This window comes from Paenibacillus sp. FSL R7-277 (assembly GCF_000517965.1).
GTDB classification, from domain to species: Bacteria; Bacillota; Bacilli; order Paenibacillales; family Paenibacillaceae; genus Paenibacillus_AQ; species Paenibacillus_AQ silagei.
Genome location: NZ_ASPX01000014.1, coordinates 95505 through 112123, shown reverse-complemented (window position 1 = coordinate 112123; position 16619 = coordinate 95505). Strand labels below are relative to the sequence as shown.

Annotated in this window: 17 protein-coding genes; 12 read left to right on the top strand and 5 right to left on the bottom strand. The window is 52.4% G+C overall.

Annotated features, from left to right (window positions below; genetic code table 11):
- Positions 1–561: 561 nt before the first annotated feature.
- Positions 562–987, top strand: coding sequence for a hypothetical protein (locus C173_RS07350; protein WP_036723643.1), 426 nt, complete (start codon positions 562–564; stop codon positions 985–987).
- Here the strand turns inward: C173_RS07350 and C173_RS07345 are convergent.
- The 4 genes from C173_RS07345 to C173_RS32740 all read right to left on the bottom strand — a co-directional run bounded on the left by C173_RS07345 (position 984) and on the right by C173_RS32740 (position 5211).
- Positions 984–1433, bottom strand: coding sequence for a GNAT family N-acetyltransferase (locus tag C173_RS07345; protein ID WP_036723638.1), 450 nt, complete (start codon positions 1431–1433; stop codon positions 984–986). The genes C173_RS07350 and C173_RS07345 overlap by 4 nt on opposite strands.
- A gap of 120 nt (positions 1434–1553) precedes the next feature.
- Positions 1554–2258 (bottom strand): MBL fold metallo-hydrolase, encoded by a 705-nt coding sequence (locus tag C173_RS07340; protein ID WP_036723636.1) that lies wholly within the window; start codon positions 2256–2258, stop codon positions 1554–1556.
- Positions 2259–2818: 560 nt separating this feature from the next.
- Positions 2819–3160 carry a sigma factor-like helix-turn-helix DNA-binding protein gene (locus tag C173_RS07335; RefSeq protein ID WP_036723635.1) on the bottom strand — a complete coding sequence of 114 codons (342 nt, stop codon included), beginning with the start codon at positions 3158–3160 and terminating at the stop codon, positions 2819–2821.
- Between the two features lie 209 nt (positions 3161–3369).
- Positions 3370–5211 carry a glycosyltransferase family 2 protein gene (locus C173_RS32740; RefSeq protein WP_051477886.1) on the bottom strand — a complete coding sequence of 614 codons (1842 nt, stop codon included), beginning with the start codon at positions 5209–5211 and terminating at the stop codon, positions 3370–3372.
- Positions 5212–5442: 231 nt separating this feature from the next.
- Between C173_RS32740 and C173_RS07320 the strand changes: the two genes are divergently transcribed.
- The 8 genes from C173_RS07320 (at position 5443) to C173_RS07285 (ending at position 12118) form a co-directional block, all read left to right on the top strand.
- Positions 5443–5661 (top strand): hypothetical protein, encoded by a 219-nt coding sequence (locus tag C173_RS07320; RefSeq protein ID WP_036723633.1) that lies wholly within the window; start codon positions 5443–5445, stop codon positions 5659–5661.
- A complete protein-coding gene (locus tag C173_RS07315; RefSeq protein ID WP_036723630.1) occupies positions 5658–6083 on the top strand; it encodes a peptidylprolyl isomerase in 426 nt (141 codons plus the stop codon). Before C173_RS07320 ends, C173_RS07315 begins: the two co-directional genes overlap by 4 nt.
- Positions 6084–6179: 96 nt before the next feature.
- Complete coding sequence (locus tag C173_RS07310) at positions 6180–7793, top strand: ABC transporter substrate-binding protein (RefSeq protein WP_036723628.1); 1614 nt, start codon at positions 6180–6182, stop codon at positions 7791–7793.
- 85 nt (positions 7794–7878) lie between these two features.
- Entirely contained in the window at positions 7879–8829 is a 951-nt protein-coding gene (locus C173_RS07305) for an ABC transporter permease (protein ID WP_036723626.1), read from the top strand.
- Between the two features lie 4 nt (positions 8830–8833).
- Complete coding sequence (locus C173_RS07300) at positions 8834–9679, top strand: ABC transporter permease (protein WP_036723623.1); 846 nt, start codon at positions 8834–8836, stop codon at positions 9677–9679.
- 14 nt (positions 9680–9693) lie between these two features.
- On the top strand, positions 9694–10704 hold the full coding sequence (locus tag C173_RS07295) for an ABC transporter ATP-binding protein (protein WP_036723621.1): 1011 nt from the start codon (positions 9694–9696) through the stop codon (positions 10702–10704).
- The gene (locus C173_RS07290; protein WP_036723619.1) at positions 10701–11618 is read left to right on the top strand and encodes an ABC transporter ATP-binding protein; all 918 of its coding nucleotides are present in this window, start codon (positions 10701–10703) and stop codon (positions 11616–11618) included. The genes C173_RS07295 and C173_RS07290 overlap by 4 nt, the downstream gene beginning before the upstream one ends.
- A 53-nt stretch (positions 11619–11671) precedes the next feature.
- Positions 11672–12118, top strand: a complete 447-nt coding sequence (locus C173_RS07285; protein WP_036723612.1) for a hypothetical protein — start codon at positions 11672–11674, stop codon at positions 12116–12118.
- Between the two features lie 59 nt (positions 12119–12177).
- On the opposite strand, the gene C173_RS07280 is transcribed toward C173_RS07285, so the two are convergent.
- Positions 12178–13017 carry an SDR family oxidoreductase gene (locus C173_RS07280; RefSeq protein WP_036723611.1) on the bottom strand — a complete coding sequence of 280 codons (840 nt, stop codon included), beginning with the start codon at positions 13015–13017 and terminating at the stop codon, positions 12178–12180.
- 235 nt (positions 13018–13252) lie between these two features.
- On the opposite strand from C173_RS07280, the gene C173_RS07275 reads away from it, so the two are divergent.
- From C173_RS07275 to C173_RS07265, 3 genes are all read left to right on the top strand, one after another.
- Complete coding sequence (locus tag C173_RS07275; protein ID WP_036723609.1) at positions 13253–14287, top strand: AI-2E family transporter; 1035 nt, start codon at positions 13253–13255, stop codon at positions 14285–14287.
- A gap of 171 nt (positions 14288–14458) precedes the next feature.
- Positions 14459–15475 (top strand): S66 family peptidase, encoded by a 1017-nt coding sequence (locus C173_RS07270; protein WP_036723607.1) that lies wholly within the window; start codon positions 14459–14461, stop codon positions 15473–15475.
- A 244-nt stretch (positions 15476–15719) separates the two neighbouring features.
- A complete protein-coding gene (locus C173_RS07265; protein WP_327196439.1) occupies positions 15720–16610 on the top strand; it encodes a DegV family protein in 891 nt (296 codons plus the stop codon).
- Positions 16611–16619 lie beyond the last annotated feature (9 nt).

Sequence of the window (16619 nt, the reverse complement as noted above, 5' to 3'; positions counted from 1 at the left end):
AATCTAACGGACCGAAGAGACCTTATCCCCACGAGAACGCCACCTTTTGCAACGTAACGGACTCAGTGGACCTTATCGTCTTTCTGCGAGACGTTTTGGAGCTGAATTGCAGGGGATAAGGTCCTTGCGGTCCGCTAATCGCCTAAGTGACGACTTTCTTCCCGGATAAGAGCCCCTGTGTCCGTTACGCTAAGCCAAACGCCCCCAAATAACAACCATCTATTGAAAAAAATATGTAATTTGAAGGGTAATTTATTCTACTCCACTATTTTAAATCTGATGAGGTACTAGGATAAATCTTATGTCAAATAAGGTTCGTTAGAAAGAGACAAAAGCATATCTTTGTAGATGATATAAATATGGACTGGAACTGCCGTTGGAAGCGGTGCGGGGCAAAGCGAACATGGGCCTTTGGCGCTTTTACAGACCTCCCGGCTAGGTCTTTGGTATGGTCCAACCAGCATCCGATTGAGACTATGCGACGATTTTTTGTAAATATGTGGTTGGAATGTTGTCATGGCGGGAGCTGCCGGGTAATAAAAATGATTAGAACTTTCGAATATGGCTGGATTTGCAGCAGAAGCCAAGGAAACGGAGGGAGAGATCATGGCGGCACAGACGGTATCCGGTATCAGCCCGGTACAGGCCACTACAGCTTACGGCAGCACACAGAGCGATGTCAGTTCTCTGGAGAAGCAGCGCAACCGGCTGCTGATGGAGCTGGACAAGGTGAATGCGGCGCAGGGCGGAGAGATGCAGACTCCTTATCGCCGGGAGCAGCTGCAGCGGCAAATACGGCAGCTGGAGGCCCATCTGGTGCAGAAAAGCGGGAGTACCGCTTCGGCTTCATTTGTACCTGCTCCCCCGCTTCAGGATCATACTCCGCCCTGGCGGACTGAGGGAAAGGGAGGCCTTAAGGGCATCGGTCTGACCGATCCCCGGACAGCGACGGTAGACGCAGAGGGCCATTTCGACGCGTTGATTTAGATAAGGGAGTAGTGAACCCAATCCTTCCCTTTGACCGCGTTCATGTTTTCAAAGAAGCTTTGAGCGCGTTTGTTGTTAGTAGAAGTAATCCAAGTCATGTTGGCATAGCCATGATTCTGTGAGTATTTTTGACATGCCAGGAATATTTGTGATTCCACTTCGGTATCTCTAAAGGGTTCTCTTACAAAGAGGTCGTTCATAACACTGATTTTATCTGCTTTCATAGTGCTGAATGTAAAGAATAGGGTAGCAAAGCCGACTAACTCTCCATTCTGCTCTGCCACGAACTGCACCCCCTGCTGCTGGTCAAAAAGGGTCTGGATTAAAGTGTTGATTTTATCGGCAGGAGGTTTAGGATTCTGATAAAAACCAACGATGTATTCATACATCAGCTCGGTCAGACTGTTTACATCATAAGGCTCAGCGTTTCTAATTATCAATGGCATAGGTATGCTCCTTTTTCGCGAATAATGAATAATAATACAACTATTAGAATAATAATTCAATGCGCGATAGACATATCCGTACAAAAAAGGCCATCCATAAAGGATGACCTTATCCAAAATCTAAAAGATTCTCACTATATTGTTAGAAACGGCCGGATAGTGTTCGAATATTTGCAGATCATGGAATGGGAGCGGAATTAATCCGCTGTGATGAGCCTCATTTAGAAACCGTTCGTTATTTTCTGTACTGGAAAAAACCCCGTTCGGCCGATTGCTTAGCAAATTATCGCACCAGTAGCATTCATCGCCGGTGATTATATAGTTGGTATTAACCGATTCAAAGTAAACCACCGATGAACCAGGGCTATGCCCGCCGATCACCTTGAATCTGAACTGGTTGTCGTAAATATATTCGTTGTCTACGGTGACAACCGGGCCTTGAAGCAGCTTCTCCTTGATGGCCGGCGGGCACTGCTGTAGCGCAGTTTCATAGTCGGTTTTTGAAATAATGATTTCAGGCTTATCAAACAAGTCAAGATTCTCAATATGGTCAAAGTGACTATGCGTAATGATGACTGTATCTACGGAGCTTAGATTGCCAATGATGCCTCTTAACTCGTCTGCAACGTCTGTTAGTGTAATCCCCCATTGCTGTGCCACATTCTCATCGCGAAAGCCTGTATCGATACAGATTGTTTTATTATTATGCTTGGCAATATAAAATGACCACGCAATCTGGACTAATTCCTCCGAATGATGCATATCGCGGTATACGTTGCTTAAGCGAAATGAAGATTCACCAAATTTTACGGCGTAGAGTTCCATGGATTGGTTCAACCCCTTCTCGTGGCATCCGAGTTATACAATGTACGATTCAATATTTAATGAGTTTACCCCATTTCGCCGTGCCCGGTCTAGAGTGTCGATGGAAGCCTCGATAATGATGCGGATATCTGTGCTGGCTCCGAACGGTCCGACCAGACCTCCGATGTAACATCCCATGGGCCTCAAGCTGCGAACTCTCCGATCTTCAACGCATGAACACCCTTTCATAAGTTATTCCGTCCGGAACTTCTTATAGTAACCATAAACCTTACCCTAGCAGGAATGTCAATACCTAGGGTGCAGTCAGCATGAATGCTGGTCTTGCCTGATAGATTAGCTATTCCCAATGAATGACAAGCGGGCAGCGCCACGATAGGTCGGCGTTTGCCCGCTTGTTCATGTGCTATCCCCCGCCTGTATGAAGTTAAGAATCTCCGTCACAATATGTGAAATGGCATCCTCCCGCGGGAGGAGGATGCATTGACTGACTATTTCGATGTCCTCCTGAAATAGCTCGATGATCTGGAGCATGGCCTCCGGCTGTTTCTGGCGGACACCTGTCAGAAGGTCTGCGAATTCGCTGTCTGTGATAGCTGCTGGAGCATTTTTTGCTTCCATTTGTTAACCCCCTGTTGACTCATATGCAGCTGTGCCGCGACCTCAGCCTCTGTCATTTCCTGCAGATAAATCTTTTGCAGAATCACCTTTCCTTTGGCTGGAAGGGTATCTAATAGCTGCTCAACGGACAACCGGTTAATCATCTCCTCCGCTTCATCCCGCTGAGCCGGGCGGATATCCATGAAGGTACATTCATGCCGGCGGGTTCGCTTGCTGCGGTATTGTAAGCGCCAGCCGATTCGATAGATTTCCTGCCGGTAACGCTGTATCATTTGCTGTTCCATTGCCGTTACGCCTCCTCTTCTATATATCTTTCTAATAATAGGGAAATATTAGGATGTATTTTACAACCAAAATACGAACTTATGTTCTGTTATTTTAGCATATTTGCCTGCGGACCTATAGTGATATATTTCCTGAAGCTTATTTGCAAAAAAAGAAGAAGCTCCGATAAGGAGCTTCTTTCTCTCTTCTTATGACTTAGCCCTCCGCCTTATTCGCTCCAACTCACCAGCCGGGGCTTCGGGTCAAGGATGGACTGATACTGCTCCTTCCAGCCGTACTCAGCATCCGGGTCCAGCAGCATATAACGCAGATACTTCTCCAGCCGGAATTCCGGCTTCGACCAGCCAAGATGCTTCAGCCGCAGGTTGCTTAACTGATGGGGCAGCTCGAAGATATTCTCCGGCAGCCGCCCGCAGTGCTGCGGAAGATCATTCCAGGTATAGGTGAAGTCTTCCCGGTAACGGAGCAGGAACGGGCGGTAGCTCTGGTGGGCCTGCCAGTACATATCCTCGCGGTAGCTGGCCTCATCCCAGAAGTCGTAGAGCCGGAAGCAGAACAAGTCGCAATCCGCTGTCCGCAGCAGGGAGTCAACCTCCTCTGGAAAACAGGACTCGAACAGCTCATCCCCGTCCAGATTAAGAATCCACTCCGGACGGGTTGCAACCACCGCCTCCCACTGCTGCTTGCGCAGCTCTGATTCATTATGGAAGAGGGAGACAGGATTCTGTATCAGGTGGAGCGGAATCCCCTCAAGAGCCTCCCGGCAGATATCGGCTGTATCATCTGTGCTTGCGTCGTCGATAATGACGGCCTCATTAATATACTTGCGGTGCTCCTCGAGCACCTGGCGCAGGAATCTGGTGCCTTCATTCTTGACGATCATCGTGAGGGTCAGCTTGGGCCGGCGGGAAGCAGCTGCCGGAGTGACCGGGGACGCTGCAGAAGCGGATTGAGGCTTCTGCAGCCCTGCTCCTCCGTCCCCGCCTGTGCTGGCTCCTTCTGCCGTCTCGCCTGCGTCAGCAGGCAGAGGCTCCTTGGACAAGCGCTGCCGGGCTTCGGCTTCGGTCCACAGCACATCCCACTGCGCTGCTGCCTCTTGTACTCTTTTGTCAGCAGGGGACGGAGCCGTCTCTGCATGGCCCGGCAGATCAGCAGCGGCTGCTGTATCGCCGTCCTCCGGGACCGCTGCTTCAGTCCGGGCCCCGGGCTCCCCTTCTGCTATAGAAGCTGCTTCCGTGCCCGAGGTGTGCCGGATGAATTCCGCCACCAACTCCAGGTCGCTATCTCTGTAGAGGTGCAGCGCCGGGAAGTGGGTGTCAACGAAGAGAGGAATGCCGAGGGCCGCTGCACGGATGCAGAAATGACGGTCCTCTCCCCAGTAGGAAATATTACGGACCCGGTCGTAGCTGATCCCGGAGCTGAGGGCTGAGCTGCTGATCAGCGTGCAGGCACCAAGTCCGCCAACCTCATAGATTCCAGGCTGCTGCATCTTCAGCAAAAAAGCATAGAAACGGCGCTGAATCTCATCCGGAGAGAGCTGCTCCCCCGGATGAATCTCCCACTGGTTGTATTCGTCATGCATCCATACCTGCGGCTGAAGCAGTGTATTCGGCTGCCACTGTGTCCAGAAAATCTCGGAGATAATATCCTTGCCTGTACCGATCAGATGCAGCAGCGTATCCGGGTGCAGAATGAGGTCCGAATCAATCAGGAACAGGTAGTCATAGCCGAAGGCCTCCGCCCGCCGGATCATCAGATTCTTGAATCCGGCCACCTTCCAGACCAGATTGGAATGCCAGACATGAGTATGCTCATCTCGGATATAGTCATCATGGTAGCCGGAGGATTGCAGGAAGACGGATCTGCCGTTCCGGGCGAACTGCTGCAGCAGCTGGCTTGCGGCTTCATCCGGGTTATCGTCAATCAGATAGAAATCAAGATCGATATCCTTCAGGTTCAGACGCAGCAGAGAGTTCAGGAATTGCTCCAGGATCGCCGGTTTTTGATGGATCGGGCTGCCCAGCAGCACCCGGGTTCTATTCGGATTCATAGCAGCCACTCCAGAATAAGGTCAACATGATAGAACATCCCCTTGGATTCGCAAATAGTTGATATAAATTATATGTATTCGATATTTTTAGAGAAGTACCAGACTTTCCCCATTTCCCCGAAATAATCACCTGCATGTATAGAAGAGAGCCGTATTGCCGTTTGCCCTGAGCTATTGTACAATACCGCTAATATATATAATCCCCGGAAGAGGGCTGGCAGGAGTGAGAGGATGGACAAGCCAACGTTAAAAGTACAGCAATTGATCAATGTCCTCCTGGCGATGAATCCGCGCGCTGAGGTGTTCCTGCATATGGAGGGCGGAGAGCTTAGGCCGCTCGTGGACGAGGATATCGAGGAGATTTATGCGCCGCTGCATGCTGCCAAGACGGCCGTCTATATCGGTGTACCAGCAGATACTGCAGCCCGTGTAGAGGAGGAGGCGCCATGAAGCAGGCTCTGATCCGTCTGGAGCAGGGACCGGAGGTTCGGCTGGAGCTGTTCGATCAGGAAGCGCCGGGAACCGTAGCCAATTTTGAAAAGCTTGCGAACAGCGGCTTTTACAACGGTCTGGCCTTTCAGCGTGTGGTTCGCGGCTTTGTTGCCCAGGGCGGCTGCCCGGACGGCAACGGCAGAGGCGGCACAGATCCCATTCCCTGTGAGACGCAGGGGAATCCCCATAAGCATGTGCGCGGGGCGCTGTCTATGGCGCATTTTGGACCAGGCACGGGGTCCTGCCAGTTTTTTATCTGTTATGATACGTTCGATTATCTGGACGGCTGGCATACGGTATTCGGCAGGGTTACGGAAGGAATGGAGCATGTCGATGCCCTGCGGCGCGGAGCGGTCATGCAGGAGGTCCGCGTCTGGTAAAGCCCATGGTAAATTCATACATTGTAATTCCTAGTATTCCGATATATAATGACTCAACGACGAGTGGGAATGCTCATAGACATGGAGGAAGAGACAATGCGTAAAGGGATAACAGGGGTTGCTATTCTACTATTATTAACACTGATGATCAGTGCATGTTCGAGTGGGAATAACGCTTCATCTACCAATGCCGCACAGACACCGGCTGCATCACAAGAGCCTGCTGCCGGCGAACCGAAGGATGGAGGCAGTCTGATTATAGGGGTAGCTTCTGATCCGGTGGTACTGAATCCGAACTATGCGGGTGACCGTGTCAGTCTGACGATTGACCAGGCGCTGTATGCTCCGCTGTTCCAGGTGAACAACGGCAAGAAGACCTTCTATCTGGCAGACAGCCTGACACCGTCAAGCGATAATCTGACATATACATTGAAGCTTAAGGATGGACTGACCTGGCATGATGGAGAGAAGCTGACGGCGGATGATGTGGTATTCACCATCGACAGCATTCTTGATGAGAAGCAGAACAGCTTCCTGCGGGCCAACTTCCTTGTCGGCGACAAGGCGATCAAGGCCGTCAAGGTCGATGATCTGACTGTAGAGTTCAAGCTGCCTCAAGTCAGCCCGGCTTTTGAAGCCACGCTTGTACAGGTATTCCCGATTCCGAAGCATATCTACGAGAATGAGACCAACATTGAGAAGAGCACGAAGAACGCTTCTCCTGTCGGCTCCGGTCCCTTCAAATTCAAGGAATACAAGGCGGGCGAATATCTGACGCTGGAACGCTTCGACAACTACTTCGGCGGCAAGCCGCATCTGGATTCCGTCACCTACCGGATTGCCAAGGATACCAATGCTGCGAATCTGGCTCTGCAGAACGGCGAGATTAATGTACAGTATCTGGACCCGAAGGATGTTCCTACGATTCAAGCGACGAATAATTTTGAGATTCTCCCGTATAGCGAAGGCCGCCTCGCTTATCTGATGTTCAATGCGAACAGCGATACCGGTGCCCTCGCCAAAAAAGAAGTCCGGCAAGCCCTGTCTTTGGCCCTCAGCCGCGACGAGCTGATTCAGACGGCGTACACTTCCAGCGAATATGCTGATCCGGCAAAGTCCTTCCTGACTCCGGATGCACTGTACTTCACGAACGATGTCCCTGCCTTTGACAATGATGCTGCCGAGGCGAAGGAACTGCTGGCCACTGCCGGTGAGAGCAACCTGAAGCTCCGGTATATCGTACAGAGCGGTAACAAGGCGCAGGAAGCCATCTCGCTGTATGTGCAGCAGAAGCTGAAGGCAATCGGCGTAGAGGTTGAATTGCAGAACATGGATTCCTCGGCCTGGGTGCAGAAATTCATTGATCTGAAGGCGACCGACTATGAGCTGGCTCTGACCGGCTATATCATGGGCTATGATCCGGATGCGTACCGTATCCTGTTCACTACGGACAGCTCGTCCAACTACTCGCATTATTCCAACAGTGAAGTCGATAAGCTGATGAATGACGGTGCAGGCGAAGCAGATCCGGCCAAGCGTGCAGAGATCTACAAGAAAGCACAGGAGCTGGTAGCCGAGGATGCACCGATCTATCCGATCGCTTATACGAAGACTGTTGTAGCTGTCTCTAAGAACTACGGCGGAGTTGATGAGGCTGTCCTGAAGCCAGTCGTTATCTTCGAAGACCTGTCCAAGATCTACAAGAAATAATCTGCCTCACAAAATAAGCAAGGCAAAAAAATAAGCTGGTTCTCCCAGCTTATTTTTGCCTGTTAAGAGCTGGGAGAAGCTGCGTATGAGACAACTCATCGTCCGAAGGTTGCTGCAAACATTGCCGATGCTGTTTTTTGTATCGGTGGTCTGTTTTACCATGATTAAGCTGGCTCCGGGAGATCCGGTGCTGTCTTTCGTGACGCCCAATATGCACGCTGATGATATTGAGCGCATCCGTCATAATCTGGGGCTGGATAAGCCTGCTTATATCCAATATTTCATCTGGATCAAAGAGATGGTCCAGGGCAATTTCGGGTACTCGCTGGTCAATCACCAGCCTGTGCTGGATCAGATTCTGGACCGCCTCCCCGCAACTGCGGGTCTGATGGGCAGCGCCATTGCCCTGGCCGTCCTTCTGGCCATTCCGCTGGGCCTCGTGGCCGGTGCGAACCGCAACCGCTGGGTAGACAAGCTAATCAATTTTATCGCTTATATCGGCATCTCCATCCCCTTATTCTGGCTGGCTATCCTGCTGATGTATCTGTTCGCGATCAAGCTGCACCTGCTTCCAAGCATGGGGATGCGCACCATTGGTGTGGAATCGCCGCTTGATGTGCTGAAGCACGGGATATTGCCGTGTACGGTGCTGGCCTTCAGTTTCCTGTCCGGGTACGTGCGCTATATCCGCTCCAGCACTATCGGACAGCTTAAGGAGGAGTATGTGCAGATCCAGTACGCTTTTGGCTCGAAGAAATCCACCATCCTGTTCCGGCATGTGCTGAAGCATGTGCTGCTGCCCGTGATCACGCTGATCGGTATGTCGATGGGAGATCTGGTGGCCGGGGCGATTGTTACGGAAACGGTGTTCTCTTGGCCGGGGATCGGCTCCCTGGGGATGACGGCGGTGAAGGGGATGGATTATCCTGTCATTATGGGGATTACCCTGTTCTCTTCCTTAATGCTGATCTTCGGTAATCTGGTAGCAGATATTCTCTACAGCGTTGTCGATCCAAGAATCAAACTGAAGGGGTGACCTCATGAATCGCAGTAAATGGAAAAATCTGCAGTCCGAGCTGTTTACGAACGGTCTGGGTGTCGCTGCTCTTGTCATATTGATGGTGTTTACACTGGGGGCGGTCTTTGCCTTCCTGTCCGGTCATGATCCGAATGCCATGGATGCCATGGCCCGCCTGACGAAGCCCGGCGCCGCGCATCTGTTCGGCACCGATGATTATGGCCGCGACTATCTGTCCAGAGCCTTATACGGAGGCCGGGTCTCGCTGCTGGTCGGGTTTGCCTCCATGGTCGTAGCAACCTTTGTGGGCGTGCTGGTTGGGGTGATCAGCGGATATTTCGGCGGCTGGATCGATAATCTGCTGATGCGGATGCTGGATATTATCATGTCGATCCCGTCCTTCCTGATCCTGCTGCTGCTCAGCGTCTATCTGAAGCCGAGCATCGGCAATCTGATCATTATTATTGCTCTCTTGATGTGGATGAATGTGGCACGTGTCGTCCGCGCGGAGACCCTGACGATCAAGGAACGGGAGTACGTGTTATATGCCAAAGCCTCGGGACAGAGTGCCTTCGGTATGATCTGGCGGCATATCCTTCCGGGGCTGATACCGGTGATTATTGTAGGGGCGACGAATAATATTGCCTCGGCCATTATGATGGAATCGTCGCTCAGCTTCCTCGGCTTCGGGGTACAGCCGCCGAATGCCACGTGGGGGAGTATGCTGAACAGCGCACAGGGGTATATTGCCCAGGCACCTTATCTGGCGCTGTTCCCCGGGCTGATGATCCTGTTTACGGTGCTGAGCTTTAATGTGCTGGGAGATATTTTGCGGGTCGGCTTTGAACCTAAGCTGATCCGAAGATAGGAGGGCTTAACATCATGACTGAACGGCTGCTGACTGTTGAGAATTTACAGGTTTCCTTCGCTACCCGGGACGGGGAGAATCAGGCCGTCCGTGGCGTTAGCTTCCATATTGATGCGGGTGAGACCGTAGGCATTGTCGGGGAATCCGGCAGCGGCAAAAGCGTTACAGCCAAGGCGGTCATGTCACTGATCACACCGCCGGGGCATATGACTGCCGGGAAGCTGGAGTTCCGCGGCAAGAGCCTGAAGGGGCTTACGGAGAAGCAGTGGCGGTCCTTGCGGGGCAACCGGATTGCGATGGTCTTCCAGGACCCGATGACCTCGCTGAATCCGGTCAAGCGAATCGGCCAGCAATTGACAGAGGTTATCCGCAGACACCGCGGACTGGATAAAGCGGCGGCGTATACCGAAGCGGCGGAGCTTCTCCGCCAGGTCGGCATCCGTGATCCGGAGCAGCGGCTGAAGCAATATCCCCATGAATTCAGCGGAGGGATGCGCCAGCGGGTGATGATCGCGATGGCGCTCTCCTGCCGCCCGGAGCTGCTGATTGCCGATGAGCCTACCACCGCGCTGGATGCGACCATCCAGGCGCAGATCCTCGATCTGTTCAAAGAGCTGAAGGAACGGGGAGATACAGCTGTTGCGCTTATTACTCATGATCTGGGAGTGGTAGCCCAGGTCTGCACGCGCGTCATTGTCATGTATGGCGGACTGGTGATGGAGGAGGGGACGGTGCAGGATATCTTCTACCGGCCTCAGCATCCGTATACGCAGGGCTTGCTGCGTTCCATACCGAAGCGCGGCGGCGGTGAACGTGAGCGGCTGATTCCGATCGAGGGCACACCGCCCGATCTGCTGAATCCCCCGCCCGGCTGCCCGTTCATGGACCGTTGTCCGCATGCCTTCGCCCGCTGCAGTGAACGTCCTCCGGTAGTCGAGTTTGCACCGGGGCACCGCTCGATGTGCTGGCTGACCGAAGGTACAGAAGAGAAGACAGCAGTTACAGCGGGGAGGGATTTCACTTGAGTGAGCGCAAGGTGCTTGTGGAGGTTAGCAATCTGAAGAAGCATTTCCCGAAGGGCAAGGATTTGCGCGGACGGGATAAGGGCGTACTTAAGGCTGTGGATGGGGTCAGCTTCCAGATCCGTCAGGGCGAGACCTTCGGACTGGTTGGTGAATCCGGGAGCGGCAAGTCCACGGTCGGACGCTGTCTGCTCCGTCTGTACGATTATACAGACGGAGAGGTGTTCTACGACGGGAAGCCGCTTGGCAAGCTGGGCGAGAAAGGGCTGAAGCCCTTCCGCAGGCGGATTCAATCAATTTTCCAGGACCCGTATTCCTCGCTTAATCCAAGCCTGAACGTACTGGAGCTGATCAGTGAGCCGATGCGGATTCACGGTCTCTATCCGGGCGAAGAGCGCAAGGAAGCGGTGGCAGAGCTGCTGGAGAAGGTGGGGCTGAAGCGGGAGCATCTGTACCGCTTCCCCCATGAATTCAGCGGCGGGCAACGCCAGCGGATCTCCATTGCACGGGCGCTGTCGGTCCGGCCCGAGTTCGTCGTCTGCGATGAGCCCATCTCTGCGCTGGATGTTTCTGTCCAGGCTCAGGTCGTTAATATGCTGGAGGATCTGCAAGCCGAGTTCGGACTGACCTATCTGTTCATCGCCCATGATCTGTCGATGGTCCGCCATATTGCTGACCGGATCGGCGTGATGTACGGCGGCCGGCTGGTGGAGGTGGCTCCAAGCGATGAGCTGTACGATAATCCGCTCCACCCCTACACCAGAGCCCTGCTGTCCTCCATTCTGGAGACAGACCCGATGATGGCCAGCCGCAGAATCCAGCTGGAGGCTTACCCGGCTACGCGCGGGACAGAGGAAGCCGCTGCACTGCGGGAAGTGAGTCCCGGACATTATGTGGCCGGGGAATATGCAGACTAATATTATGAACGAATCTTAGAAGATACACATCTGTGAATCAAGGAGGAGATACAATGACAATACCGACTAGCAAGGTCAAGCTATCACAATGGGATGCCCTTCTGCTGGAATCGCTGCGCGCGCTGTCCGGATCTGACGAAGAGCTGCTGCGCAGAGTCAGCGAAGGGGATTTGCCGGCCGATGAGAGTAAATACGAGTTCGATTACGGGCAGTTGTCTGTCCTTGCAGAGGAACAGCCGGAGGGATTCCGCCGGGCCGTTCTGGAAGGCTACCAGATTAAATACAATACCATCCGCGGAATCCGCAGCTGGATAGAGGTTGCGCTGGGTATTGAAGCGAAGCTGGAGCTTGCGGAGGGGCAGGAAGCGGTGGAAGCGGAATTAACGGAGGCTGAATGCGAACGGCTGGAGGATGTGTTGTCTTACGGCTGGGCGGTCACTGGCGGGCCTGCTGGAGACGGCAGTACCGGAACGTACCGGATTGAGCCGATTCAGCGCTAGCATCTGATATAGGGAAAGCCAAAGACAGCCGCTCCAGGAATGGGAGCGGCTGTCTACATTTACATATTCAACTGAATTCTGCGCGTGCTTAGTATGCCTTCCAGTCCGGTAGGGTCAGTGCTGACCTTGCGGGCAACGAAGGCTTCGGCCCGCTCCGAGGTGCGCAGGCGCAGCGGCTTGGTCTCAAGCTGTACCAGCTCCCACATCACATCCGCAACAGAGTCTGCCGTCTGCGGCTCCACATTGCGCTCCAGGAAGGCCGCTCTATAAGCATCCAGAATCGGCTTGTACTCGTCTTCCAGAACGCCGCCGGTGCTGGCGACATGCCCCATGACGGTTGAATTGAACTCCGTAGCAATCGCCCCTGGCTCCAGCAGGGTGATATCGATATTGAACTGCGGCTTGTAATAGGTGGCCAGACTCTCCAGCAGCCCTTCTACTGCGAATTTGCTGGCGCAGTAGACCTCATTCATCGGTTGCCCGACCAGTCCGCCGACACTGGAGGTCGCCACAATATGGGCGTAGCCAGTCTTTTGCAGCAGCGGCAGTGCAGCCCGGATCGTATGCATGACCCCGTACACGTTGGTATTGAAGACATCCTCGATCTCAGGGAACGGTGCCTGCCCAAGCGCTCTCAGATATCCGAATCCGGCATTGCAGAATAATAGATCCAGCTTGCCTTGCTCCGCTTCTATCCGGTCAATAACCTGCTGAATACTCTCCGGCTGCGTCACCTCCAGCTCTACGAACTGCAGACCCTCCACATTCTGGTACAGCTCCTGTTCACGCTTCAGATGGCGGGTTCCGGCATAGACCGTCCAGCCCTCATGGGCGAACTTCAGTGCAGTGGCAAGGCCGATGCCGGAGGATGCTCCGGTGATACAGATTACTTTGTTCATACCAGCTTTCGCCTCCATTAGTTTGAACTTCATTGATTTGGACCTGTTGAAAAAGGTATATATGTTCCAGTTTTGCCCACATTATAGCATATAGCAATAGAGCTTCCTGTAAATCGACATAAAGTTCGCGGTTTCGCGGGAATTGGGCGATGCCAAAGTTGCTATATTTGTTTTCAGTACGGTACACTATAATAAAAATCTTATCTGCCAGCGAATGGAGAGGAACAAGGGAACAATGGAAGTATTCAAGCGTTATGTCGCCAATTTAACAGTCCGGCGCTTCTTGATTCTGGGATTGATTGGACTGCTGCTGTACAGTATCAGAGATATGCTGAATCTGGTGCTGCTGACCTTCCTGATCGCTTATGTGATGAACAGCTTTCAGGTGCTATTAAGCAAGCGGATCGGCAAATTTGTGAAGGTGAACAGCAAGGTCATCATCATTATACTGTATGTGGCGCTGATCAGCATGATCGTCATGGCACTCGTCAAATATATGCCCAAGGTATTCTCACAGATCAAGCAGTTAACCACTTTTCTCGGCACGCTGACCTCCGATGATATTCCGCAGAATGAAATTATGCAGTACTTGTTCCGAAAGGTCAGGGAGCTCAATTATCAGAGCTATTTGAATCAGGGGATCGAATATGTCTTCAAAATCAGCAACTGGGGCACCACCTTCGTCCTGTCCACGATTCTAAGCCTTGTCTTCATTCTGGAGAAGAACCGGATCGTCAGCTTCACCTCCCGTTTGAGAGACAGCAAGATCTCCTGGTTCTATGTGGAGCTGGAGTATTTCGGCAGAAAATTCATCTCCTCCTTCGGCAAGGTCATTGAAGCACAGATTCTGATTGCGCTGTTCAATACTTTGTTTACCGTGGTCGGGCTGTGGGTGCTTGGTTTCTTTTTCGAGCCATTCCCGTATCTGTTCGCCCTCTCCATTATGATCTTCATGCTCAGCTTGATTCCGGTCGTCGGCTTTGTCATTTCGCTGATTCCGCTGTGCATTATCGGTTATAACACGGGTGGACTGATGCTGACGATCAACATTCTGGTGATGATTGCCCTGTTACATGTCATAGAGGGCTACTTCCTCAACCCGAAGCTGATGTCCTCCAAAATGAACCTGCCGATGTTCTACACGCTCGTAGTGCTTTTGTTCTCCGAGCATTATATCGGGGTATGGGGACTGATTCTCGGGATTCCAATCTTCGTCTTTTTCCTGGATATTCTGGATATCAGCCGGGACAATAAGCCTTCACTGGAATGACGCAGCCAATGATATAATCCGTAGTACGCATAGGGCGATATTCAACCTGCTCAAGGTTCGGGTATCGCCTTTTTTATAGAATTTATATGTTTTGGGGTCCCCGCAAAGTACCTGAGTCATCATCGAAGCTAAAGTCCCACTTGGTGGGGTTACCTTAGGAGGAATAACCGGATGATCAGATATCCCGTATTAGAAGCAGAAGCTGTTATTGGTGTAACTGCACCCTCATCAGGAGTGGGGGAGGAGCTTCGTGAACTGCTTGAGCTGGCTGTAGAACGGCTGCAAAAAAGAGGGTACGGCGTAGTATGCGGACCGACAGCATGGACACAGGAGAAGGCTAAATCGGCCCCGGCTGCTGTACGTGCCGCTGAATTCAACGCGATGATGGCCGATGAGTCCATCGGACTCGTCGTGCCTCCCTGGGGCGGGGAGCTGCTGATTGAGATGCTGGAGCAGGTGGATTTCAGCAAGATGAAGTGTAAATGGATTCTCGGGTATTCCGATATCAGTGTGCTGCTGCTGGCTGTCACGCTGAAGACGGGGATTGCCACTGCCCATGGCACGAACTTCATTGATCTCCGGGGAGAAGAGACAGACCCGACAACCGCCATGTGGGACAAGGTATTGTCTACGCCAAGCGGTGGTTCTGTACTTCAGCAATCCTCACAGCAGTATCAGCTGGAATGGGGAGGAGGCGAGCCGTCGCCCCATGTGTTCAACCTTACAGAAGCCACTAGCTGGAAGACGGCGGGCAATCAGGCCCTCGCCATGCAGGGCCGCCTGCTGGGCGGCTGTATTGACGTTATCCGTCATCTGATCGGCACATCGTATGGAGAGGTGCGGCATTTCCAGCAGCACTATATCCATAATGAGCCTATTCTGTGGTACTTAGAGAACTGTGAGCTGTCCGTGACCGACCTGCGCCGCTCCCTGGTGCAGATGAAGCTGGCGGGCTGGTTCGAGCATTGCAGCGGCCTTATGTTCGGCCGCAGCGCGGCTAACCGCCCTATGGACGGGTACACCGTAGAGGATGTCTACCAGGAGCTGGCCGATGAGCTGGGCCTGCCAGTCGCATACGATATCGACTGCGGGCACCTGCCTCCCCAGGTTACTTTGGTGAACGGTGCTTTTGCAGAGGTGGTGGTTGGTGCAGGTAAGGGAACGGTGACGCAGTACTTCCGGAAGTAGAGGAACTTAGTAGGATGCTCGTACGAACTCTATTTTCCGCCTTTTCTCATACCATAATCAAACCTCTCTTAAACAGGTATATTCGTCATATATAATGTGAATTTATGTCGAATTTAGTTGAAAAAAAGTGCTGGGATTATTCAAGGAATACTCTACGAATGGCTGGCATCCTGTATAATTTATGAATATACAGACAGCCATAGCTGCTGATTCCTGAGCAGTGAATTCCTCACGAAAGAGAGTAATGACTATGAAATCCATCGCCTGGGTGACTGACAGCACCAGCACCATTGATTCTGAATTCGCTATGAATAACCATGTGTATATCGTCCCCCTCCGTCTAATCGTCAATAATGAATGTTATAGAGAAAATATAGATATTAACGCTGATCAGTTCTATGACAAAATGCGTCAGCATGACAAGGTAGGCAGCTCCCAGCCGCCGATTGGCGAGTTCGTGGAATTATACGAGCGTCTGAAGGAAGAGTATGACGAGATTATTGCGATCCATTGTTCCTCCGAGCTTAGCGGGACCTTCAACACCTCGATGCAGGCGGCAGACATTGCTGGAGTGAACGTAATTGGTATCGATTCCAAAGTAGGCGCATACCCCATCCGTGAGATGCTACTACGCGGTATTCACTGGCAGCAGGCAGGCTGCTCTGCACAGGAGATCAAGAACAGAATTGATAATATAATCGAGGAAATGTCCTTCTATATTATCCCTGCCAGCCTGAGCCAGCTGCACCGCAGCGGACGGCTCTCCGGCTCTCAGTTCCTGCTGGGCCAGCTGATGCGGATTCATCTGCTTCTGCGGTTCGATGAGGGCAAAATTGTCGTCGCCGATAAAATCCGCACCTTCAAGAAGACGAAGCAAAAGCTGCTGGAGACCATCCAGGAGGAAATCGGCCGCTTCCAGGATGTATGCATTATGCACGCCAACAATAAAGAAGAGGCGCTGAGCCTGGAGTGGGCCATTAAGGCCATGTCCCCTTCGGTGCGTACAGAGATTATGACCTTTGTCCCGGTGGTAGGTGCTCATATGGGCGAGGGGACACTGGCGCTGTCTTGGATTAACCGTACGGCCTTGAATAGTATTGATGCTGAGGATGAAGTGCTGGAGTCTGTACTCTAGGCTGATTTG